The sequence below is a fragment of the Thermocoleostomius sinensis A174 genome (assembly GCF_026802175.1).
Lineage (GTDB): Bacteria > Cyanobacteriota > Cyanobacteriia > Elainellales > Elainellaceae > Thermocoleostomius > Thermocoleostomius sinensis.
Window position 1 is genome coordinate 2,148,899 of sequence record NZ_CP113797.1, and the last position, 23,497, is coordinate 2,172,395.

Annotated in this window: 15 protein-coding genes; 7 read left to right on the forward strand and 8 right to left on the reverse strand. The window is 50.4% G+C overall.

What is annotated here, in order from left to right; all coding sequences use genetic code 11:
- Nucleotides 1–374 precede the first annotated feature (374 nt).
- Nucleotides 375–4,985, forward strand: a complete 4,611-nt coding sequence (gltB, locus tag OXH18_RS09335) for a glutamate synthase large subunit (RefSeq protein WP_268612324.1) — start codon at nt 375–377, stop codon at nt 4,983–4,985.
- A 111-nt stretch (nt 4,986–5,096) separates the two neighbouring features.
- Here the strand turns inward: gltB and OXH18_RS09340 are convergent, their stop codons facing one another.
- The gene (locus OXH18_RS09340) at nt 5,097–5,465 is read right to left on the reverse strand and encodes a four helix bundle protein (protein WP_268612326.1); all 369 of its coding nucleotides are present in this window, start codon (nt 5,463–5,465) and stop codon (nt 5,097–5,099) included.
- A gap of 90 nt (nt 5,466–5,555) precedes the next feature.
- Between OXH18_RS09340 and gltD the strand changes: the two genes are divergently transcribed.
- Together gltD and OXH18_RS09350 are read left to right on the forward strand one after the other, a co-directional pair.
- Complete coding sequence (gene gltD / locus OXH18_RS09345; protein WP_268612328.1) at nt 5,556–7,040, forward strand: glutamate synthase small subunit; 1,485 nt, start codon at nt 5,556–5,558, stop codon at nt 7,038–7,040.
- Between the two features lie 58 nt (nt 7,041–7,098).
- Nucleotides 7,099–8,157 (forward strand): DUF1517 domain-containing protein, encoded by a 1,059-nt coding sequence (locus OXH18_RS09350; RefSeq protein ID WP_268612329.1) that lies wholly within the window; start codon nt 7,099–7,101, stop codon nt 8,155–8,157.
- Here OXH18_RS09350 and OXH18_RS09355 read toward each other — a convergent pair.
- Entirely contained in the window at nt 8,154–9,083 is a 930-nt protein-coding gene (locus OXH18_RS09355) for a DUF4432 family protein (RefSeq protein WP_268612332.1), read from the reverse strand. The genes OXH18_RS09350 and OXH18_RS09355 overlap by 4 nt on opposite strands.
- 179 nt (nt 9,084–9,262) lie before the next feature.
- Here OXH18_RS09355 and zds point away from each other — a divergent pair, with 179 nt between their 5' ends.
- Nucleotides 9,263–10,729, forward strand: a complete 1,467-nt coding sequence (gene zds / locus OXH18_RS09360) for a 9,9'-di-cis-zeta-carotene desaturase (protein ID WP_268612333.1) — start codon at nt 9,263–9,265, stop codon at nt 10,727–10,729.
- A 71-nt stretch (nt 10,730–10,800) separates the two neighbouring features.
- On the opposite strand, the gene OXH18_RS09365 is transcribed toward zds, so the two are convergent.
- From OXH18_RS09365 to OXH18_RS09375, 3 genes are all read right to left on the reverse strand, one after another.
- On the reverse strand, nt 10,801–11,826 hold the full coding sequence (locus OXH18_RS09365) for an ABC transporter ATP-binding protein (protein ID WP_268612335.1): 1,026 nt from the start codon (nt 11,824–11,826) through the stop codon (nt 10,801–10,803).
- A gap of 351 nt (nt 11,827–12,177) precedes the next feature.
- Nucleotides 12,178–13,155 carry a heme o synthase gene (locus tag OXH18_RS09370; RefSeq protein WP_268612337.1) on the reverse strand — a complete coding sequence of 326 codons (978 nt, stop codon included), beginning with the start codon at nt 13,153–13,155 and terminating at the stop codon, nt 12,178–12,180.
- A 93-nt stretch (nt 13,156–13,248) separates the two neighbouring features.
- Nucleotides 13,249–14,214, reverse strand: a complete 966-nt coding sequence (locus OXH18_RS09375; RefSeq protein WP_268612339.1) for a COX15/CtaA family protein — start codon at nt 14,212–14,214, stop codon at nt 13,249–13,251.
- A gap of 646 nt (nt 14,215–14,860) precedes the next feature.
- On the opposite strand from OXH18_RS09375, the gene apcB reads away from it, so the two are divergent.
- Complete coding sequence (apcB, locus tag OXH18_RS09380) at nt 14,861–15,370, forward strand: allophycocyanin subunit beta (RefSeq protein WP_268612341.1); 510 nt, start codon at nt 14,861–14,863, stop codon at nt 15,368–15,370.
- A 122-nt stretch (nt 15,371–15,492) separates the two neighbouring features.
- Here the strand turns inward: apcB and OXH18_RS09385 are convergent, their stop codons facing one another.
- From OXH18_RS09385 to OXH18_RS09395, 3 genes are all read right to left on the reverse strand, one after another.
- Nucleotides 15,493–16,464, reverse strand: a complete 972-nt coding sequence (locus tag OXH18_RS09385) for an ABC transporter substrate-binding protein (protein WP_268612343.1) — start codon at nt 16,462–16,464, stop codon at nt 15,493–15,495.
- A gap of 109 nt (nt 16,465–16,573) precedes the next feature.
- On the reverse strand, nt 16,574–19,156 hold the full coding sequence (locus OXH18_RS09390; protein ID WP_268612345.1) for a TonB-dependent siderophore receptor: 2,583 nt from the start codon (nt 19,154–19,156) through the stop codon (nt 16,574–16,576).
- A gap of 270 nt (nt 19,157–19,426) precedes the next feature.
- Nucleotides 19,427–20,485: a helix-turn-helix domain-containing protein gene (locus tag OXH18_RS09395; RefSeq protein ID WP_268612348.1), complete on the reverse strand. Its 1,059-nt coding sequence runs from the start codon at nt 20,483–20,485 to the stop codon at nt 19,427–19,429.
- 199 nt (nt 20,486–20,684) lie between these two features.
- On the opposite strand from OXH18_RS09395, the gene ilvD reads away from it, so the two are divergent.
- Nucleotides 20,685–22,370, forward strand: coding sequence for a dihydroxy-acid dehydratase (gene ilvD, locus OXH18_RS09400; RefSeq protein ID WP_268612351.1), 1,686 nt, complete (start codon nt 20,685–20,687; stop codon nt 22,368–22,370).
- Nucleotides 22,371–22,588: 218 nt separating this feature from the next.
- Entirely contained in the window at nt 22,589–23,488 is a 900-nt protein-coding gene (locus OXH18_RS09405; protein WP_315874643.1) for a S1 RNA-binding domain-containing protein, read from the forward strand.
- Nucleotides 23,489–23,497 lie beyond the last annotated feature (9 nt).

The following is a 23,497-nucleotide window of genomic DNA, read 5'->3' on the forward strand; positions in this document are numbered from 1 at the left end:
ATCCTCTATTAGATTTCGTGCAGGAATGCGTCAGCGCCACATTCTCTTGATCGCCTTTTAAAGTACTCAATTTGCGTCTTTTTCAAAAACTATCCAAACAATAATGCCCCAGTGGTATATCGTTTGACAGCTTTTGACAGTCTATTTAGAAACGTTTTTGCAAACATTACAAAACTGTTTCAAAAGATCTGTCATTTTCCTTAAGACTTCACAGCGGTTTGGTTTCTTGTTAGAGAATTCAAAGTAGTTTTAGTTGTCACTTCACAACGCCTAATATTTGTGTTGAATTCATGACATTTGCCAATAACTTAATGTCATTCAATGATTCAGTTTTTTGTTTTACCCTTCCCTTCTTTGCCACCTTATAACTATCAATGAACAGCCATCAATTGCCATCTAAACAAGGTCTCTACGATCCGCAATTTGAACATGATGCTTGCGGCGTCGGTTTCATCGTGCATATGAAGGGCACGCCGTCTCATGCGATCGTGGAACAAGGCTTAACGATTTTGCTGAACCTCGATCATCGCGGCGCAGTGGGAGCAGAAACCAACACAGGCGACGGTGCAGGTATTTTGATGCAAGTGCCGCATAAGTTTTTGCAGAAAGTTACAGCCGCCGAAGGCATCACCCTTCCTGAAGCCGGACAGTATGGCGTTGGCATGATCTACGCATCGCCCGATCGGGCTGTTCGTGAGGCGGGTCGGCGGAAATTTGAAGAGATTGTGACAGCGGAAGGCTTACAGGTGTTGGGGTGGCGCGATGTACCAACCGATCATTCGTCGCTCGGGAATACAGCTAAAGCGAGTGAGCCGTTTATGCAGCAGGTGTTCATTCAGCGCAGTCCTGAAATTACAGACGATGTGGCGTTTGAGCGCAAGCTGTATGTGATTCGCAAAATTTCTCATAGCGCCATTCGTACATCACAAGTGGATACCTATTGGTATTTTTCCAGTTTGTCGGCTCGCACAATTGTCTACAAAGGCATGTTGATGCCTGTGCAGGTGGGGCAATATTATCTGGATTTGCAAGATCCCGATTTGGAAAGTGCGCTGGCGTTGGTCCATTCGCGCTTCAGCACCAATACCTTTCCCAGTTGGGAGCGATCACATCCCTATCGTTATATTGCCCACAACGGCGAAATTAACACCCTGCGCGGCAACATCAACTGGATGCACGCGCGGCAATCGCTGTTTGAATCTGAGTTATTTGGCGATGATATTCAGAAAGTGCAGCCCGTGATCAACATTGAGGGGAGCGATTCGCTGATTTTTGACAATGCTCTGGAACTACTGGTGCTGGCAGGTCGATCGCTACCCCATGCCGTAATGATGATGATCCCAGAGCCGTGGACAGCCCACGAATCGATGAGCGATGAGAAGAAAGCATTCTATGAATATCATTCCTGTTTGATGGAACCGTGGGATGGCCCGGCGTCGATCGCCTTTACCGACGGTACGATGATGGGAGCCGTGCTTGATCGCAATGGCTTACGTCCGTCTCGCTATTACGTCACGAAGGATGATCTGGTAATCATGGCCTCGGAAGCCGGGGTGTTGCCGATCGAACCAGAGCGAGTAGCGCTGAAGGGACGGTTGCAACCCGGTCGTATGTTCTTGGTCAACATGAAGGAAGGGCGCATTATTGCTGATGAGGAGATTAAACAGGAGATTGTCACAGCCCAACCCTACCGCGATTGGTTAAATCAACATCTGGTGGATTTGGCAGATTTACCGGCTGCCCCCGAATCGAATTCTGTAGGGGCGTTGCGCGAGACGTCCTTGCAAGACCTACCCCTAATTCAACGACAAACAGCGTTTGGTTATACGTTTGAAGATTTGCGGCTATTGATGACGCCAATGGCTCGCGACGGGGTGGAAGCAGTGGGAGCAATGGGTGCAGATACGCCCCTATCGGTTCTCTCCGATCGTCCCAAGTTGTTGTACGACTATTTCCAGCAATTATTCGCACAAGTAACAAATCCACCGATCGATTCCATTCGCGAAGAGATCATCACTTCGGCGCAAACGACAATCGGATCAGAGCGCAATTTGCTGCAACCGGAACCAGAAAGCTGTCATCTGATTAAGTTAAAAACACCGATTCTCAGTAATGCTGAATTAGCAAAACTGAAGCATCTTTCCAATGGGTTTCAATCTGTCACGATTCCGATTTTGTTTAACCCCAAAAACGGGTCTGCGGGTTTGGAGCAAGCTATCACTGAAATTTGTGCAGAAGCCGATCGCGCGATTGCTGAAGGTGTAAATATTTTGATTCTCAGCGATCGAGGAGTAGATGTCGATCGTGCTGCGATTCCTGCACTATTAGCCGTATCCGGATTACATCACCATTTAATTCGCACTGGTACACGCACTCGTGTCGGACTTGTATTGGAATCGGGTGAGCCGCGTGAGGTGCATCATTATGCACTGCTGATTGGCTATGGTTGTGGAGCCATCAATCCCTACCTGGCCTTTGAAACCATTCAGGACATGATTCACGAAGGCTTGTTGGTCAATGTGGATTATGCGACAGCGTGTAAGAACTATATCAAAGCGGCTACGAAGGGTGTGATCAAAGTAGCCTCAAAGATCGGGATTTCGACGCTGCAAAGCTATCGGGGGGCGCAGATTTTTGAGGCGATCGGACTCAACCACTCAGTGGTGGATAAATATTTCACCTGGACCGCTTCCCGGATTGAAGGCGCCGATCTAGAAGTTATTGCTAAGGAGGCGATCCTGCGACATTATCATGCCTTCCCCGATCGGCAAGTCAATGGACACACCCTGGATGTAGGTGGTGAGTATCAGTGGCGCAAGGAAGGCGAAGCCCATCTGTTTAGTCCTCAAACGATTCACACGCTGCAATCGGCGGTGCGGCAGGGCAATTACGATCTTTATAAGCAGTACGCCGCTCTTGTTAACGAGCAAAATCAGAAATACTTCACCTTGCGTGGCTTGCTGAAGTTTAAGCCCCGTCAGCCTGTGCCAATTGAGGAAGTAGAGCCGATCGAGTCAATCATGAAACGTTTCAAAACAGGCGCGATGAGCTATGGTTCCATTTCCAAAGAAGCTCACGAAGCGTTAGCCATTGCCATGAACCGAATTGGTGGCAAGTCTAATACGGGCGAAGGAGGTGAAGATCCGGAGCGCTACACCTGGACGAACGAGCAGGGCGACTCGAAAAATAGTGCCATTAAACAGGTGGCATCCGGGCGATTCGGCGTCACTAGCCTGTATCTCTCCCAAGCCAAAGAATTGCAAATCAAAATGGCCCAGGGGGCAAAACCCGGTGAAGGTGGACAGTTGCCCGGTGGTAAGGTCTATCCCTGGATTGCCAAAGTCCGTCACTCGACGCCTGGTGTGGGTTTGATTTCGCCGCCACCGCACCACGATATTTACTCGATCGAAGATTTGGCAGAACTGATCCATGACCTCAAAAACGCCAACCGCAATGCTCGCATCAGCGTCAAACTGGTGTCAGAAGTCGGTGTGGGCACGATCGCCGCTGGGGTGGCCAAAGCGCACGCGGATGTGGTGCTAATTTCCGGCTATGACGGCGGCACAGGGGCCTCCCCGCAGACCTCGATTAAACACGCGGGCTTGCCCTGGGAATTGGGATTAGCCGAAACCCATCAAACCCTGGTACTGAATAACCTGCGATCGCGAATTACGGTAGAAACCGACGGGCAGATGAAAACCGGGCGCGATGTCGTGATTGCGGCGCTGCTGGGTGCGGAAGAATTCGGTTTTGCAACGGCTCCACTGGTGACGTTGGGCTGCATTATGATGCGCGTTTGCCATCTCAACACCTGTCCGGTAGGAGTGGCAACACAGAATCCGCAACTGCGCGAGAAGTTCACTGGCGATCCAGAGCATACGGTCAATTTCATGAAATTCGTTGCTCAGGAAGCGCGAGAACTAATGGCCCAACTTGGCTTCCGTACCCTTAACGAAATGGTGGGACGCACAGATGTTTTGGAAGCGAAACAAGCGATCGCCCATTGGAAAGCGAAAGGACTGGATCTTTCCAAGATCTTGTATCAACCCGACGTGGGGCCTGAAGTCGGACGCTATTGTCAGATTCCTCAAGATCATGGGCTAGAGAAATCCCTAGACATGACCGTGTTACTGGATTTGTGTCAAGGAGCGATCGAACGGGGTGAACCCGTCAAGGCGACCCTGCCGATTAAAAACGTGAATCGCGTTGTTGGTACAATTCTTGGCAACGAAATCACCAAACGCCACTGGGATGGTCTTCCGGAAGACACGGTGCATTTACACTTTCAGGGCAGTGCCGGACAAAGCTTTGGTGCGTTTGTTCCCAAAGGTATAACGCTGGAACTAGAAGGTGATGCCAACGATTATCTAGGCAAAGGGCTGAGCGGCGGCAAGATCATTCTCTATCCACCTGCTGGATCGACCTTTGTACCGGAAGAGAACATCATTGCTGGAAACGTTGCCTTCTACGGAGCCACCAGCGGTGAAGCCTACATTAGCGGCATGGTAGGTGAGCGCTTCTGCGTCCGTAACTCCGGTGTCAATGCGGTGGTGGAAGCCGTAGGCGATCACGGCTGCGAATATATGACCGGCGGTAAGGTGGTAATTCTGGGCGCAACCGGCCGCAACTTTGCCGCAGGCATGAGCGGTGGTATTGCCTACATTCTCGACGAAACAGGTGACTTTGCCACCCGCTGCAACACGCAGATGGTGGGGTTAGAAACGTTGGAAGACCCCGAAGAGATCAACGAGCTTTACCAGATGATCGATCGCCACGCACAATACACCCACAGCCAAAAAGCCGTCAAAGTCCTGGCGAATTGGGATGAGATGCTGCCCAAATTTGTCAAAGTCATGCCGCGAGACTATAAGCGAGTTCTGCAAGCCATCAAAGAAGCTTTAGCATCGGGGCTAAGCGGTGACGAAGCCCTGACGGCTGCCTTTGAAGCTAATGCCAAAGATGTAGCGCGGATTGGGGGAGGTTAAGAGAAGGAGTAATGTGTAATGGGTAGTGAGTAATAGGTAATGGGTAATAGATGGAAACCAATCAACTAATCGCCAATCAGCAATTACCGATTACCAATCACCCTTTACCAATCACCGCTCCAACGATTTCAGATACGCATTCAACTTAGGCAGTAGTTGATCAAGTACAGGTTTGAGTTGACTGGATTGCTCTTGAGTTAGTAAGTGTCGCGCATAGGCCAACCTCAACCAACTCACTGTCTCGTACAGAGAACCTCTTGCAATTCTGATGTAACGCTGATGGTCTTTAAAATAGTAACGTCCCCGTCCCTCTGCAATGTTGGCACAAATACTATCCGCCGATCGCACAATTTGTTTTCCGATCGTTTCCTTTGAAAAGAGATCCCAATGCTTGACTAGTTGCCAAATCTGATTTGCAAGATTCTCCGCTAACCGATAAACCTCCAAATTCTCAAAATCTGGTCGTGTCTCTCTACCCATTACCCATCACCGATTACCAAACCCCACTCTTAACTTCCTCCCTTAACATACCCATCACCGATTACCCACTACCGATTACCACTTACCACTATGGGAAAACCAACTGGCTTCATCGAATTTCTCCGCGAACTCCCCTCTGAAGTCGCCCCGATCGATCGCATTCGCAACTGGGATGAGTTTCACTTGCCGATGCCGGAAGAACGATTGCGAACTCAAGGCGCACGCTGTATGGATTGTGGCATTCCGTTTTGTCATACGGGAACGCTGATTAGCGGCATGGCCAGCGGGTGTCCGATCAATAACCTGATTCCAGAATGGAATGATCTGGTTTATCGTGGGCTGTGGCAGGAAGCGCTCGATCGCCTGCACAAAACCAATAACTTTCCAGAGTTCACCGGGCGCGTCTGTCCGGCTCCTTGCGAAGGCTCTTGTGTCTTGGGCATCAACAACCCGCCTGTGACAATTAAGAATATTGAGTATTCGATCGCGGAGAAAGGCTGGGACGAAGGCTGGATTACAGCCCATCCGCCTACAAAGCGCACGGGCAAAAAAGTGGCAATTGTCGGATCGGGCCCGGCTGGATTGTGTGCTGCCGCGCAACTGAATATGGCTGGGCATTCGGTAACGGTGTTTGAACGGGCCGATCGACCGGGCGGGCTGCTGATGTATGGTATTCCCAACATGAAGCTGGACAAAGAACAGGTGGTGATGCGCCGCCTGAAAATCCTGGAGGAAGAAGGCATCAAGTTTCTGTGCAATACGGAAGTGGGAAAAGACTTTCCCGCCGAGAACCTGATGCGCGAATTCGATGCAGTGGTGCTGTGTACTGGAGCAACTCGACCCCGTGATTTGCCGATCGAAGGTCGCAATCTAAAGGGCATTCACTTTGCAATGGATTTTCTTACCGCCAATACCAAGGCGATTTTAGATCAACAGCAAGGCCCTGATTTCATCTCAGCCACAGGCAAAGATGTGGTGATCATCGGTGGAGGCGACACCGGAACTGACTGCGTAGGAACCTCGATTCGCCATGGCTGCAACAGTCTGATGCAGTTGGAGATTATGCCGCAGCCTCCCCTGGAACGTGCTGCCAACAATCCTTGGCCAGAATGGCCCAAGGTGTACAAGCTGGACTATGGGCAAGAGGAAGCGGCAGCCAAGTTCGGTGGCGATCCCCGTGTATATCTCACGACAGCGACGAAGTTTGAAGGCGATGAGAACGGACAGGTACAGGCTGTACATACAGTGCAGATTGAGTGGCAGAAGAATGAGAAGGGCCAATTTACCCCTCAACCCATTCCCGGTACAGAGAAGGTGATTCCGGCGCAACTGGTGCTGCTGGCGATGGGATTCCTGGGGCCAGAACAGCCGTTGCTGGATGCGCTGGGATTGGAGCGCGATGCCCGTAGTAACGTCAAAGCCGATTATGGCCAGTACACCACCAGTATTCCCGGTGTGTTCGCGGCTGGGGACTGTCGGCGGGGACAAAGCCTTGTAGTCTGGGCTTTCAACGAAGGACGAGAGGCCGCCCGCGAGTGCGATCGCTACCTGATGGGCAGCACGGATTTACCCTAAGCTACCGTTCGTACTAAGCTGTGAATAACAGCTAGGCGTAGACGCAGGAAGGAAGTCCATGCTAGGTAACGGGAAACTGCGGATTTTGGGGCTAATTGCCGTTCTTTTCATTGCCGTTAGCAGTATGCGGTTTTATCAGTTGTTGCACCCAAGGCCATCAGCGTCCAGTGAGGTGTACTCGGCTCAGCCAGAATCCTTGTTGAGCGATCGCAATCTGACAGAATCCAGCATTACAGGTGGACGTGCACGCGGTGGAACCTTGGATCGCCCAGCCCCCACCTCTCCGGCTCCTCGATCGCCCGGCTATTCCGGCGGTTATGGTGTGCCCAGCCGTCCCTACTCCAGGCCGTACTACGGCGATCCTTTTCCAGGGCCAGTGATTGTTCCGGCTCCCTACCCGACCTATATTCCCAGTCCCGGCTACTCGGTTCCGATTGGTGATACCGGAGGAGGTGACATTGAATTTTTGCTGGTGCTGCTGGTACTTGGGTTGATTGTGTTACCGATCGTCATCAATTTTCTGCGATCGGCCTCAACGGCTTCCAGTAGCGACCAGTCCGATCGCGTCACAGTGACCCAATTGCAGATTGGTCTTTTGGCGCAAGCGCGAGACCTGCAACAAGACTTGACCCGACTCACGGCCAATGCTGACCTCAGCACCCAAACCGGACTGACTGAACTACTGCGGGAAACGGTGTTAGCTCTGCTGCGATCGCCCCAGTATTGGACTCATGCCCTGTCCAATTCCCAAACCTTACCGCGAGAGGCTGCCAGCCGTTTATTTGAGCAACAATCGATCGAAGCACGCAGCAAATATAGCGTTGAAACGCTGGTGAATGTGCAGGGAACGGTGCGACGGCAAGCTTTTTCAAGTGCTGACGATGCCGATCCAGCCGCTTATATTGTGGTGACGCTACTGGTGGGCACAACTGACGATCGCCCCCTGTTGGGGCAGATTCATTCCACCCACGAACTACGCGCCGCCCTTCAGCGCTTGGGAAGCATTGCCCCAGAAAACTTGCTCGTCTACGAACTAATTTGGACACCACAAGCCGCTGGCGACAGCCTTAGCCACGATGAGTTGATTGCCTATTATCCAAACTTAGTGCAGCTTTAATGCTGTAATTGCAGCGTCAGTCTGCGGCGTTGTTTCTCTTGGGGGGGTAAAATGGCGATCGTTTGGCGACGGACTGCCTCTTCCAAATCAAACGGCATCGTAGTGCAGGGTTCTACGACGACGACATAGTGATTGCGCCAGCCGCCATAGCTTTGAAACATCCAGACAAAGGGAAACTCAGCCGGATCGAACGTCATCATCAGCGAAGATTGGGTGCGTTGGTTGCGAATGCCGCAAAAGCCGCTGGCCAGATCGAAACTATAGTAAAACTCCTGAAGCTGCGACGAGGGAGGTGGAATTCTGCGAAGATCGATCGCCTCTCCATTTGTCCCAATCGCCTGGGGAAAGCGAGTTTTTCCCGGTTGACCAATCAGCTTGCTGAATTCTGGGAACGCTGGCTCGACCCAACAATCGGGCAAGAGAATTTCGTCTCCTGCTTCAATGGCGATCGCCGCATGGTGCTTAAACAGAAACGGGATTTCCTCTTCCGACTGATTCTCAAACCCATAGATGAGCTTTGCTTCTGGGCAACTGGGATCAAGCTGAATCGTCTTCTCCACCCGCACGGGCACTGTCTGACATTGGTAGCCCAGCGTGATGCTGAACGGCAAGCATTGCAAAATCTGCCACCGTTGCGACCACAACTCGCCGTGATCGACCAAGTTCCGTCCCTGGAACGCGCCCGCCGCATCATTAGGAAACACTTCGTCCCATCCCCCCGTCCATTCCTCATCAAACGAAGCTCCAATGGGCAGCGATCGCGTCGCATCGGGGGTATAGTTGGAGGGATGCCAGAGCCAGGAATGCCCAATTTGCAAGTCTTCGAGTTGGTCAAGGCGTCCCCCCAAATCTGGGCGAATTGTCAGCCGCATTGCAGCATTTTCCAGGACTAAAATTTGAGTTGGCTCGATCGCTTCCCGTGCCATTCCACTGCTGCCCCTGCGTGTCTTTCACCCCCAAAGATACAGCGCTGCCTGACCCCGTCTCTATGCCCAAAGGGATATCTTTTTGCCTGGCTGAAATTCCAAAATTCTAGCCGCACCCGCCATACTTCCCACCTCCTTCCTTTAAACTATGTAAAGCAAGGATTCAGGAAAGGACAGGAATGCGAGTTGCGATCGTTGGTGCGGGTTTAGCGGGTTTGGCGGCGGCGGTTGAATTAGCGGATGCCGGACATGAGGTGGAAATCTTTGAAGCCCGATCGTTTGTCGGTGGCAAAGTAGGCAGTTGGGTCGATGCAGACGGCAACCATATTGAAATGGGGCTGCACGTTTTCTTCAATAACTACTACAATCTGTTTGCTTTGATGCAGCGCGTGGGTGCATTCGAGAACTTGTTGCCCAAAGAGCATGTGCATACCTTCATCAATCGCGGCGGCGACATTGGTAAGCTGGATTTTCGCTTTTTGTTAGGTGCCCCCTTTCACGGGCTGAAGGCGTTTTTTACCACCGAGCAACTGACGCTGGTGGACAAGCTGCAAAATGCCCTGGCGCTGGGCACAAGTCCGATCGTCCCCGGTTTAGTGAATTACGATTTGTCGATGAAGTGGATTCGATCGCTCGATCGAATCAGCTTTGCCGAGTGGTTTCGCCGTCACGGTGGCTCTCAAAATAGCCTTAAGCGCATGTGGAACCCAATTGCCCTGGCGCTTGGCTTCATTGATACTGAAGAGATTTCGGCTCGGTGTATGCTGACAATCTTTTTGATGTTTGCCACCAAAACCGAAGCCTCGCGGCTGAACCTATTAGCGGGATCGCCGGATGAATATTTGCACAAACCGATTCTGAAATACATTCAGGAACGTGGAGCGAAGATCCATACCCGTCGCCAAACTCGCCGAATTTTGTTTGAGGAGAATGGGCAAACCAAAGTAACGGGATTGGTCATTGCCAACGGGGACGCAGAAGAAACGATCACAGCCGATGTGTATCTAGCGGCGTGCGATGTGCCGGGCATTCAACGGTTGTTGCCAACCGAATGGCGCAAATGGCAGCAGTTTGACAATATCTACAAGTTAGAGGCCGTTCCCGTGGTGACGGTGCAACTGCGCTTCGACGGTTGGGTGACGGAAATGAACGATGCCGATCGACGGAAACAGGTGCATCACGCGGCTGGTATTGATAATTTGCTCTACAGCGCTGATGCTGACTTCTCTTGCTTTGCCGATCTGGCCCTTAGTAGCCCCAGAGATTATTACCGCGAGGGACAGGGATCGCTAATGCAGGTAGTGTTGACGCCCGGTGACCCGTTTATCCGCATGAGTAACGAGGAGATCGCCCAACATGCCCTCAAGCAGATTCACGATCTCTTCCCCTCGTCACGGGAACTGAACATGACCTGGTTTAACGTCGTCAAACTGGCGCAATCGCTGTATCGCGAAAACCCCGGCATGGAGCCATACCGTCCACCGCAAAAAACCCCGATCGCCAATTTTTTCTTAGCTGGCAGCTATACGGCCCAAGACTACATTGACAGCATGGAAGGAGCCACAATCTCTGGTAAACAAGCCGCTGCCGCCATCCTAGAACCCACCGGATATCAAGTGCAGGGAACTGGATTGTTTAGATACTAGCTGTTACAAAACAAAATTACGCCGATAATTCACCGCCTCCACCCGCCACAGACTTCCTACGTCGATCGCTTCTACTTCTGTCGCATACTTTGTTTACGCTCTGCTTTCGGATCGCGTGTACCCGCTGCCGCCAGTTCTGCATCCATTAAGGTTTGTCCGGTGGCAGCCAAGTACACATCATCTAAACTAGGACGGGATTGAGAAATACCAAATGTGGGCAGTCCGGCTTCTTTGAGGGCCTGCTGAATGGTAATTAGAGCGTCGCTTTGCGGTGTTACCACTAGGTTTAGCGAATTGCCCTGAGCTGCATTGATGATGACTTCTTGCACAAACGGCATTGTCTGCAACATGGATTTGGCTGATTCGGCTTCATCAGGAGGAGTAAATTCGCGAATGCGCAGCGTTACCCGATCGCCGCCCACTCGATCTTTCAATTCTGAGGGTGTGCCAGAGGCAATAACAACTCCTTTATCAATAATGGCAACGCGATCGGCCAGGGCATCGACTTCTTCAAGATAATGGCTGGTGATTAAGACCGTCGTGCCGTTGGCGCGCAATTGGCGCAGAAAATCCCAGACCACCACTCGGCTTTCAATGTCCAGTCCGACGGTGGGTTCGTCTAACACCAGCACATCTGGTTGGTGCAATAGTCCGGCGGCCAGATCTAGCCGCTTCTTCAAACCACCAGAATAGGTGCCTGTGCGTTTGTCAGCCCAGTCTTGTAACCCCAATAGCTCAATGGCATTGCGGATGCGATCGTTAGAGATTGATCGAGGAATATGGTAAATAGCGGCTTGCAGTTGCAGCAGTTCGCGCCCGGTCAAGACTTTGTCGAGTGCTACTTCTTGGGCCACATAGCCTAACTTTTGCCGCGCTAGTTTGGGATTGTCTAATACCGAAATGCCAGAAACGGCGATCGTGCCTGCATCAGGTTTTGTCAACGTGCACAGGCAGCGCAAGGTTGTGGTTTTTCCGGCTCCGTTGGGACCTAGTAAGCCAAAAATTTCTCCGGGTTCCACTTGCAGCGAAACGTCTTTTACGGCTTCAACAGTGCCATAGCGTTTCTGGAGTTTTTCAATGAGAACGGCAGGAGTCATGTGTATTTCTTCGTGCCAAGAATGGGAATTTCTTTCTATTTTAAAGAGTTTGAAGGACCTAGCATGGTGCTAAGCCCTAAGTTGAGATCGGGTTTAAGGTGTAGCTGGGGCATCACGTGCTGTCTAGTTAGGTCAACCAGATATTAACCCAGCAATATTTGTGGCAATAATTTTGATCTTGCCTTCCGAACCCCCTCATCCCCCAGCCCCTGCTCCCAGAAAAGGAGAAGCGGAGCCGGATCGGAAGTCCCTCTCCTAGAGGGCGAGGGATTGAGGGTGAGGGCAGATGTTGTGACAACAGTTGCCGGGTTAATAAGTCAGGATGGCAAACAAAGCCAATACTCAAGCCCATTAGCTGATCGCCAGATAGCTGATAGCGTGATTCAAACCATTGCTGAGGCTACTCATGAGTTGATGGGTAATGGGCAAGCTATCGACAGCCATTCCGGCCGACAGCAACATCATATAGAGGATGGAATACTTAAACAGCGATCGTGCTGCCACTTGATCTAAGGGATTTTCTAGCAGGGCCCAAGCTTTAGAAAGGAAGATGCCACCCAACAGCAACGACGACAGGGTGTAGAACAATCCCATCACGTGCAACGGATAAACTAACAGCAACGTAGCAGGCAGCATCAGCAGCGTGTAGATCCAAATTTGTTTAGCAGTGGTTACTTGTCCAGACACAACAGGCAGCATGGGGACGCCCACCTTAGCATAGTCTTGGCGAATCATCATCGCTAATGCCCAGAAGTGGGGAGGGGTCCATAGAAAAACAATGGCGAAAAACACCCAAGCCGCCCAGCTTAACTCGCCGGTGACAGCCGCCCAACCAACCAACGGTGGAATGGCCCCAGCCGCACCCCCAATGACAATATTTTGAGTACTATGCCGCTTCAGCCAATGAGTGTACACCAGAACATAGGCCACAATGCCAGACATAGCCAAACACGCACTGAGCAGGTTGGCAAACACAGTCAACAGGGTAAACGAGACGATCGCCAATGTAACTGCAAAAATCAGGGCATCGCGGGGGTGAATGCGTCCTGACGGCAACGGTCGATGGCGAGTCCGCTCCATGTCGTAATCAATGTCTCGATCGTAAAGGCAGTTGATGGTGTTTGCAGAAGCGGCTGCCAACGCTCCACCTAACAAAGTAATTAGCAGGAGTACCGGATCTACTTGTCCTTCAGCCGCAATCCACATGCTGCCAGCGGTTGTAATCAACAGCAGCAAAATAATACGAGGCTTGGTGAGTTGCAAGTAGCTCTGGATCACCTGCCAAAAATTCTGATGGTGACGGGTTGTAGGAGACAGCGTTTCTTGCATTACAAAGAGTTCCTATAGGAAATGTAGGTTGTTGTAGAGGTGTAGCTTGCACAGAATCAGCGCGAAAGGGACACCGCATGATTGGAGCCAGTGCTAGACAACACCAGTCACAATCGGAGCTAAACGACGATCGCGCCAGGCTAAAACAGTGAAGCAAAGCAACGTGCCTAGTAGGGCGGCTCCAACTGCTTGGTGAGCTACGGTCAGCAATTCCACTTGCAAATGAAGGCGGAATGTGGAAACGCCCAAAATTACTTGCAGCAGCAGCAGCAAGCCAGCCGTTTTAGCCAGTTGCCGCAATGCCATACTCAACGCTGGAGTGCGCCACGCCCAAACGACTACGAGTAACGTGGCCAGGCTGGCTGGAACAACGCCAAATAGGTGCACATTCATAACACTACAAAGCTGAGAGCCAAACAAACACTGATGCAGCGCCCATCGTGACCCAACTAAAGCACCCGAAAGACTTTGTAGATAAATCAGCCCTATGGCCACAGCGCCAATCCATGGCAATTTTGCGGCGGTCCCTGTAGCTTTGTAGGGCAACAACAGTACGCCCATGACCAGCAAGGTTGAGAAAAACAGCAGAGCAGTTCCCAGATGGGCTGTCACGATGTCAAACCGCAGCAGTTCAGTGACGGTTAAGCCACCCAGCACCCCTTGGAAAACAATCAGCCCTAGCGCCAGTAACGCTACCCAAGGGGTCCAAGCTGGAAGCTCTCGCCGCCGCCACCAACATAGAATAACCAATGCGATTGTCATCAACCCAATTAGGGCAGCATCTAGGCGATGAAACCACTCTAGAAACACTTGTAAGTTCATTTGCTGACTGGGAAACAGTGTGCCATAACAGAGCGGCCAGTCCGGACAGGCTAATCCGGCATTCATGACCCGTGTGGCACTACCGATCGCCATCAAAATAAAGGTGGCAAGAGCAATTTTCCAAACTAACCGCCGAACAAGTGTTTGAGCCGAAGAAGCAGTTGAAGCAGCGATTGCAGTGGAACCAGACGAGGAATTGGAATTAAAGACAGTTGGATGCATGCTGGAATCAGCCATCAGCTATGCCCTCTTGTAACGACTATGAACGACTTTTGCACCAGGCTTTGGACAGACTTTGAACAAAATGTGGAACCTTGGCTGAGATTTTCTGTAGCCTAAATTACTTCACAGTTTAGATACTTTGTATACATAAGTTTAACAAATGCAAGCATGGCTGTGAGTAAGCACTCTAGCTTCTACTCTAGTGACGAGAACCTAAAATCGAGCCAGACTTAGTTATTTCTTTGGATTGTGGAGAAGCGTCGGGAAAAAGCACGAAGCGCGAGCACCAATCGACCTGCTGACTCAGCTTGGGTGTCAAGTTTTACGATCGATTTTTCTGCTGCTTGAGCAGATTGTGTTACGATTGATACGATCTCAATCTAGCAAGGAGACACAGCATCGGCCGATGGCGACCGTCGTCTGCTCTGAATCGCAGCAGTAATTTGGCCAAGCTGGCCAAGTTTGTCAAGTTTCCAGTGAGGTTCTCAAACTTATTGACTTGGCTGATCGAGTGGCAGTCAGAGGTGGACGATATGAAACTTAACAATTAGAAGCCACTTTCAAGCGAGTTTGGGTCAAATTCTGTCAAACCCTGCGTGATAAACTGGATGGCGAAATAGCAAACAAACTACTGATAGAAACGTTTGGGAGACTAGATTTCATGCGGGATGCGGTGACCAGTTTAATTAGAAACTACGACAGCACAGGCCGATATCTCGATCGAGATGCCCTGGATACCCTCAAATCCTATTTCGCTTCTGGGACAGCACGGGTACAGGCAGCCGCTATCATTAATGCCAATGCAGCGACGATCGTGAAGCAGGCAGGCTCTCAGTTGTTTGAAGAGATTCCAGAGTTGATTCGTCCTGGCGGCAATGCCTATACCACTCGTCGCTATGCAGCATGTCTGCGCGATATGGACTATTACCTCCGCTATGCCAGTTATGCGCTGGTGGCAGGCAGCATGGATGTCTTGGACGAGCGAGTGTTACAAGGCTTACGCGAAACTTATAATTCCTTGGGTGTGCCGATTGGTCCTACGGTGGTTGGCATTCAAATCATGAAGGGCATTGTCAAGGATCAAATTGAAGCAGCCGGAATTATTGATAGTTCCTTTATTGATCAACCGTTTGATTACATGACTCGTGATTTAAGTGAGCAAGACGTTTAGCCGATAGCTGCTGGTTCGCTAAGCTGTCAGTCACCGTTTTTAGAAAGAATCTGTTGAATCGATTTTGATGGGTTGCCGGGGAGGTGGGAATGTATCCACTTTCTCGGCACTTTAGTCATAACCTATGGAGAGGAAAGTAGTTGCTGTTTAAGTTCATTGAGATAGAGATCTGTACCGATCGCGCCTGGCAACCCCAAGCACAGATAAGCGGGAATAAAATAAACCCGTCCCGATTGGGCCGCCTCTGAAGATTGGGCGATCGGATTCTCTTGCCACCGTTGTTTAAGAGGATTGAGTTGAGATTGCTGAAACTGCTCTGAAGTGTCAAGTTGATTGGGAAGATTCCAGTTAAATCCTAGAAGAAGAATGAAATCGGCTTCGTTCATCAGTTGTGGCAAGATTTCTAACGAAACGGGGGCAGGAACGCGCAAGTCGGACTCACTTAAGCCGGGTGGGTAAACTAGCTGAAATCCCAGTTTTTCGATCGCGGCTCCACACTGACTGTTGAAGGCTGTGGCGAGATAAAACTCTTGTGCATCGGACGAAGTCAAAGCTAAAACCCGAGGATGGGCGGCGACGATCGGCGCGAACGATTGCTTAGCAGCGGCAAAGGATTGCTCAGTGGTGGCAATCAGTTGTTCGGCTTGCTCTGATCGATCGATTGCCATGGCTACTGTGCGTAGATTGGCTTGAGGATCAAAATTTTTCAAGACTAGCGTTGGAGCAACATCACTCAATTGTTGATACTGAGCGGCATTTAGTTCAGTGGCCAGAATTAAATCGGGTTGCACTCTCAACAACGACTCAAACGCAGGACTGTAAGCCAAACCTACATTCACAGGTTGGGTGGTAATGCGAGCGCCAAGGTAGGGAATTTGTGCGGTTGGGTTATTGTAATCTCCTTGATGCAGTGAGATGTGATCGGCAAATCCGGCTGGTTGTTCCCCCAAGCTCAGTAATAGTTCTAGCACGTAGGGCCCCAACGCTATTATGTTCTGTGGTTGACCACAAACTTCAGTCTTACCCATTTGATGAACGATCGTACGACAAGTAGCACTCTGGTTTGTTGATGATTGCTCAGAAGTCGATCGCATTTGTCTTGTACAAGACAACATAATCAGTGCAGAAAAGAAAATTAGAGAAAATTGTGAACAACGCCTAAATGCATTCATGAATTTATCCTTTCCTCTTTCAAAACTGGTTCTAAAACTGCACCGAGATTGAACCAACAATAGATAGCGGTGATCCTGGCACGATGCCATTGCGACGACTATTTGACACGCTGCGAATATAGTTCACGTCAAACAAATTGTTAATGTTTAGTCCAATTCTCCACCGATCGCGCACATAGAAAATAGCGGCGTTGGTGAGAAAATAATCGTCTACTTCAAAACTATTGGCTAAATCACCGGCTCGATCGCCCACATAGTTGACACCGATACCAAATCCTAACCCTTCAAAATCCCCAGCTTGAATCTGATAGGTTGTCCATAACCCAGCACTGTGATAAGGCGCATTAAACAAACGATTACCAACAGGAATGACATTATCTTCAGTAACTCTGGCATCGGTATAGGCATAGAAGCCAATGACATTCCATCCAGGTAGGATTTCTCCACTGACGTCTAGCTCAATTCCTTGGCTACGTTGTTCTCCAGTGGCGGCTGAAGCTCCGGTCAGTGGATCAACAACCGTTGCTACGTTCTGTTTGGTGATATCAAAATAAGCGAGGGTCAACAACAATCGATTAGACAATAGTTCGGTTTTAAGTCCAATCTCAAATCCTTCAGCCGATTCTGGGTCTAGAAAATCGCCGTCAATTCCCTGAACCAAATTGGGCGTAAATGATTGGGCATAGCTGGCATACAGCGAAATGGTGTCGAGTGGTTGATAAATCAGACCGATGCGAGGACTCCAAGCACTGTTAGACTGTCCTGTCCCTTCCTCGGTATTGCGAAAATTCACGCTGTCATAGCGCAAACTACCGACCAGAATCACATGATTACCGATCGACAGTTGATCTTGGAAGAATACCCCTACTCGGTCATATTCGGTGTCGAAAGGAACGAGTGGTTCAACCTCGTCAAAGTTGGGTCGCGGGACAAGCCCATAGGTAGGGTTGAAGATGTCCAATGGTGAAGGATTGGCAAGTGCAACTCTTGTGAAGGCTTCATCAAATCGATTCCAGTTCAAATCAACGCCAGCTAATAAAGTGTGCTCGATTGGTCCAGTGGTAAAGTTGCCTGTGAAGCTGGTTTGTACTGAGAAATCATCTGAATAGTATCGTCGCTCGGCAGGAAACCGGGTAATGGTGCCTGTGGTGTCATCGATGATAAATGGTAAAAATACCTCAACGTGATAGTCCTGATGCACGTATCGCAGGGCATTTTGTAGACGCCACGCATCGCTGAACTGATGATCTAGGTTATAGCCAACACTGAGAGAGCGGGTGTGACGACGATCGTCGGGTTCCGTAGTAATGCGATCGAAAGGAACATCGACAACGCCATCGCCAATGGCAACTAATCCTAAATCAAATGGGCTTTGATCATCTAAATATTCCACCAGAAGCGACAAGGTGGTGCGATCGGTAATATCCCAACTAACCACAGGAGCAATAAAAAAACGTTCCACGTCGGTGTCAAAGTTCCGAAACCCCTCTTCTCGCTGATAGGCGGCGTTGAGGCGATAGCGGAGAGAAGGATCATCGGTTAGGGGCCCAGACAAATCAACGCTAGGGCGAACTAATCCAAAGCTGCCTGCCTGAAACTGCAAGTCGTAGAATGCCTCAAACAGGGGTTGTTTCGTGACTAAATTAATAATGCCGCCAGGCGCACCTTGCCCATACAGCACCGAAGCAGGGCCCCGCAAAACCTCAATTTGCTCTAAATTGGCTGTTTCCTGGAAACCCAGGTTGTCGTATACGCGAAAACCATCCCGTAGGATTGGACCCGCTGTAAAGCTATCGGCTGTGAACCCACGCAGCGTCAAAGCCGAGCCGCCGAATGGATCAAGACTCCCCACAACGCCGCTAACGTTCTGCAACGCATCATCGACCCGGAGAATTTGTTGATCTTCTAAAATTTGCGATGGAATCACCTGAACCGAGGCAGGTGTATCCAAAATCGATGTATTGGTGCGGGTGGCAGTGCTGGCCTCTGGAACAAAGTAATCGGTTTCTGCCTGGTCGCCAGTCACAATAATCTGAATGCCGTCGGTGGCGTCTTCTGCTGTTTCTGTGCCTGGAATTGCACTCAGCTGTAATCCGGTAGAATCAACCTCCAAATTGACTGCTGGGGGGGCACTGGTTCCGGTAATGGCGATGCGCACTCGGTTGTTGGGGAGTGGGGAGACACTAATCAGGGCAATTCCCTCTACCGGACTGGCAACAGAAACTTCGTCTCGATCGGGTAGGTTTAATGTAGCATTGTCTAGATCTGCAATCGCTGCATTGCCGACGATCGTCGTTGTGGGAGGGGGCAATTCGTCCGTTGTTTGCAGTCGTAACGTTAGCCCTTCTGGTGTCACGTTCAACTGAATGTCGGTAATTTGTACAATCGAGGAATCTAGTTCTGGAATTAAGTCTGGAATTGAGTCGGGAACTAAGTCCTCCTGCCCTTGTCCCACGAGCGGGAGGTCAAACAGAGTTGCCGCCTCTTTAGTCGATGACTCTTCCAGTTCCGTGGATCGATGCTCGGCAGCGATCGCTGTTGCACTTAATAGCATCATCCAAGTCACTAGCAAAGGACATACCGTTTCTGTTATCCAACCTATCAACCGTTTCACATCCATCTCCTACCGTGCACTGATCTCAGCAATTCACTGTTATGATTGCTGCTTCTTAAGAAGTTTTTGCAAAAACACAACAGGGATAATAGGAGGGTAAGGACGCTTGTTTCTTTGTGAAACGGACTTTTTCCTTTGCAAAACGGACTTTCTAAAGCTAATACCGCTTTAAGCCATCTCTGCGACAGATGAACCGCTCGTAAGGGCGATTCGCGATTCGCCCTTACCCGATCTGCCACGTTCTCAATTTAAATTGGTATAACTTTCTATTCAGAAACCCGATCGAGTGGAGCGGCAGTGTTGCAGTTGATACGCTTTAGGACTCATGGCAAATTTGCGACGAAAGGCGGTGCTAAAGGCTTCTGGATTGCGGTATCCTACAGTTGCAGCAACCTGGGCAATCGTTAGATGCGGCTGTTGCAGCAGATGTCGTGCCTGTTGCATTCGATAATCTTGTAAGCATCCAAACACTGTTGTTCCAAAGACTTGACGAAACCCTTGTTTCAATTTGCGATCGTTTAGCCCCGCTTGACGCGCCAATTCCACCAGAGAGGGTGGATTGGTTGCATGGGCAATGAGGAAATCCCTAGCATAATGCAGGCGCTCTAGGTCATCTGGTTGAAGTGTCACTGAATTAGTTGACGGAGGGGAGGCATCTAAGCAGGCAAACTGAAGAGCAATCAACTCTAACGCTTTACTCTCTAGATAAAGCTGCTGCGTCAACCCCTGATAGGGACAGTGAATAATTTGCCGAAGCACCTGCATCATTGTTGGAGAAACCTTACCCAGAGATTGATGGAACTGCCCGGAGCCTTTCATCAGCTTTTGCAATGAGGGCGGTAAGGTTTGGGTGGGACTGAAGCTGCGGAAAAAATCGTTGTGCGCGTACACCATAACGACTTGAATGGGAATGTGAGCTCGCCACTCTTCCACCTCAGTCAGGTTTGGCAAATGATACAAGTAATGACAGCCAGCGGTTTCTTCATAATCTGGTTCAATTCCAGGCACTCGCTGTGTTTTCATGCGCGAAGACCCTGATAGGTAAAACTTTGCTGTCAGTGGAAAGGTTGGTTCGTGCTGCTGTTCAACCGCAATATCCTGCCAAAGCCTAGCATTGCGGATATGGATGGTTAACCCGTGCCGTAGCGTAATGTCGCGCCCACATCCTTCCCCCAATGCACTGGGAAGATTGATCCGCTGCTCTTGATCCATGTGTTGATAGATGCATTCACCTTGTTGATGTGCCTGGTCAAGCAGAATTTGGAGGTCTGTTTGATTCAATGTCAGCAGGTTATTTCCTGTGGAATGGTTTTGTGCCAAAGTCGTCATCTTCGATCGATCATGCATCCAGTTATCTAAATGCTATTTAATCTCATTAAGATGCTTTTGTGCTTGAACGCCCGGATCTATCAAAAGCGATCGGATTGACAATCGTTGTGGATCATCGATGCAAACCCATTGGAAATTGCTAGGTTCACTTGTTCTGGCCATGCTCTAAAATTCAGAGTCAGTCTTAGGAAAGGGCGAGATGTCGGAAAATCGCAGAAGTCAGGTTGTGACTCAAGGAGTGCAGCGAACCCCTAATCGGGCCATGCTGCGAGCGGTAGGGTTTCAAGATGAGGATTTCACTAAGCCGATCGTCGGTATTGCCAATGGTTTCAGTACCATCACCCCCTGCAACATGGGGATTGATGGATTGGCAAAACGGGCAGAAGCCAGCATTCGGGCCGCTGGTGGAATGCCGCAACTGTTTGGCACAATCACAATCAGCGATGGCATTTCCATGGGAACTGAGGGAATGAAATACTCGTTGGTGTCGCGAGATGTGATTGCTGATTCGATCGAAACCGTGTGCAACGGACAAAGCATGGATGGGGTGCTGGCGATCGGCGGCTGCGATAAAAACATGCCCGGTGCGATGATTGCCATGGCGCGGCTGAATATTCCTGCAATTTTTGTCTATGGCGGCACCATCAAGCCTGGACACTACAACGGCACAGATTTGACAGTTGTCAGCGCCTTTGAAGCAGTGGGGCAATACAGCGCCGGCAAAATTGATCAGGCAACTCTCACCGAAGTCGAGCGGCGTGCCTGCCCAGGGGCAGGATCGTGCGGCGGGATGTACACCGCTAATACAATGTCATCGGCGTTTGAAGCGATGGGCATGAGTTTGATGTATTCCTCGACCATGGCAGCAGAGGATGAAGAGAAAGCGATTAGTGCAGCCAAGTCTGGTGAAGTGCTGGTGAATGCCATCCGTCAACAAATTCTGCCGCGAGATATTTTGACCCGTCAAGCCTTCGAGAATGCGATTTCGGTGATTATGGCGGTGGGTGGTTCAACAAATGCCGTCCTGCATCTGCTGGCGATCGCCTCGACGATCGGCGTTCCCCTGACGCTGGATGATTTTGAAATGATTCGCGCCCGCGTGCCGGTTTTGTGTAACCTGAAACCCTCTGGACAATATGTGGCAACTGATCTACACCAAGCCGGTGGCATTCCCCAGGTGATGAAAATGCTGCTGACGCATGGATTGTTGCACGGTGATGCCCTCACCATTACCGGACAACCGATCGCCGAGCTACTTTCTGCTGTGCCTGATGAACCGCCTGCTAATCAAGATGTGATTCGTCCCTGGAATAATCCCATGTATCCCCAAGGGCATTTGGGCATTCTGCGGGGCAACCTAGCCGAAGAAGGTTCGGTGGCAAAGCTAACCGGAATTAAAAAGCGCCACATCACTGGCCCGGCACGGGTGTTTGAATCAGAAGAAGCGTGCTTGAGTGCGATCCTAGCGAACGAAATTCATGCAGGCGATGTGCTGGTGATTCGCTATGAAGGACCCAAGGGCGGCCCCGGAATGCGGGAAATGTTGGCTCCCACGTCGGCCATTATTGGCACGGGCTTGGGCGATTCAGTGGGACTGATTACCGATGGGCGCTTCTCTGGCGGGACTTATGGCATGGTGGTAGGACATGTGGCCCCAGAAGCGTTTGTGGGTGGGACGATCGCCCTCGTGCACGAAGGAGACTTGATTACAATCGATGCCGATCAGCGCCTGCTGCATTTGCACGTATCGGAGGAAGAATTGGCGCAACGGCGGGCCCAATGGCAACCTCCAACACCTCGCTATCAACGCGGAGTACTAGCGAAATATGCCAAGCTCGTGTCCTCCAGCAGCCTGGGGGCCGTTACAGATTTGGATCTGGTTTAAGTAAAGCGCCCAGAAGCAACAGAATCCGGCAATGATGGGTTATAAAACGGTTGTCGAAACCCTATAAAACCGCCTAAGCTAATAAGTCCTACTCTCTATGCCGTAGGCCGTTAAATGGTCTGTCTGTAAACTCTCAGCCCTATTTTTCCCTGCCACAACTTGGCGGAAAGAGTACGATAGGTCATGGAGTATGATAAACGCTCCACGGCGACTGATTGATGAACTCTAGGAGGCCCACTTTGTCCTTTTCCACTGACGACTTTGCTAAAGCCCTTGAGCAACACGACTATCAGTTCCAAAGAGGTCAGGTGGTTCGAGGCAAAGTGGCAAGCTATAGCTCTGACGGCATTTATGTGGATGTGGGTGGGAAGGCGGCGGCCTTCTTGCCCATCGATGAAGTGTCGCTGCAACGAGTGTCCGATGTTGAGAAAGTGCTACCAATCGGCGACGATCGCGAGTTTTTGATCATTCGAGAACAAGACGCAGACGGACAAGTAACGCTTTCCCTGCGGCAACTGGAAATTAAACAAGCTTGGCAGCGCTTAGGCGAACTGCAAGAAGCGAATCAAACTGTGCAAGCTAGAATCAGCGGGGTGAATAAAGGTGGAGTCACAGCGGATGTGCAAGGCATTCGTGGCTTCATTCCCCGATCGCATTTGGTCGATCGAGAAGGACTAGATGTACTGATTGGTAAAGCCCTCACCGTCAGCTTAATTGAAGTTGACCCCAGTCGGCGGCGGCTGGTGTTGTCACAACGGCTGGCCACCCAAGCGGCTAGTTTAGGACAGTTAGAAATTGGTCAACTGGTTGAAGGTAGAGTCGTCGGCATTAAACCGTTCGGTGTGTTTGTGGATTTTGATGGCACAACTGGGCTGCTGCACATCAATCAAATCAGCAAGAACTATGTTTCCTCACTAGAGTCAGTGTTTCAGGTTGGGCAACCCATTAAAGCCTTAATTATTGACATTGACGAATCAAAGCGGCGCGTGTCGCTGTCCACCAAAGTTCTAGAAAATTTTCCTGGCGAAATGCTAGAGAAAATGACCGATGTTATGGCAGATGCTGCCGATCGGGCGGAAAAAGCTCGAAAAACCCTGTCTTCCAGAGGTGCAGACTAAACTTCCTCC

What these genes read in the sequence shown, in the direction of transcription:
- OXH18_RS09395 (WP_268612348.1), bottom strand. Translation starts at nt 20,485, where the DNA reads ATGACGACTTTGGCACAAAACCATTCCACAGGAAATAACCTGCTGACA.
- OXH18_RS09355 (WP_268612332.1), bottom strand. Translation starts at nt 9,083, where the DNA reads ATGGCACGGGAAGCGATCGAGCCAACTCAAATTTTAGTCCTGGAAAAT.
- OXH18_RS09405 (WP_315874643.1), top strand. Translation starts at nt 22,589, where the DNA reads ATGAACTCTAGGAGGCCCACTTTGTCCTTTTCCACTGACGACTTTGCT.
- ilvD (WP_268612351.1), top strand. Translation starts at nt 20,685, where the DNA reads ATGTCGGAAAATCGCAGAAGTCAGGTTGTGACTCAAGGAGTGCAGCGA.
- OXH18_RS09340 (WP_268612326.1), bottom strand. Translation starts at nt 5,465, where the DNA reads ATGGGTAGAGAGACACGACCAGATTTTGAGAATTTGGAGGTTTATCGG.
- gltB (WP_268612324.1), top strand. Translation starts at nt 375, where the DNA reads ATGAACAGCCATCAATTGCCATCTAAACAAGGTCTCTACGATCCGCAA.
- OXH18_RS09385 (WP_268612343.1), bottom strand. Translation starts at nt 16,464, where the DNA reads ATGCGATCGACTTCTGAGCAATCATCAACAAACCAGAGTGCTACTTGT.
- zds (WP_268612333.1), top strand. Translation starts at nt 9,263, where the DNA reads ATGCGAGTTGCGATCGTTGGTGCGGGTTTAGCGGGTTTGGCGGCGGCG.
- OXH18_RS09350 (WP_268612329.1), top strand. Translation starts at nt 7,099, where the DNA reads ATGCTAGGTAACGGGAAACTGCGGATTTTGGGGCTAATTGCCGTTCTT.
- OXH18_RS09375 (WP_268612339.1), bottom strand. Translation starts at nt 14,214, where the DNA reads ATGGCTGATTCCAGCATGCATCCAACTGTCTTTAATTCCAATTCCTCG.
- OXH18_RS09365 (WP_268612335.1), bottom strand. Translation starts at nt 11,826, where the DNA reads ATGACTCCTGCCGTTCTCATTGAAAAACTCCAGAAACGCTATGGCACT.
- apcB (WP_268612341.1), top strand. Translation starts at nt 14,861, where the DNA reads ATGCGGGATGCGGTGACCAGTTTAATTAGAAACTACGACAGCACAGGC.
- OXH18_RS09370 (WP_268612337.1), bottom strand. Translation starts at nt 13,155, where the DNA reads ATGCAAGAAACGCTGTCTCCTACAACCCGTCACCATCAGAATTTTTGG.
- gltD (WP_268612328.1), top strand. Translation starts at nt 5,556, where the DNA reads ATGGGAAAACCAACTGGCTTCATCGAATTTCTCCGCGAACTCCCCTCT.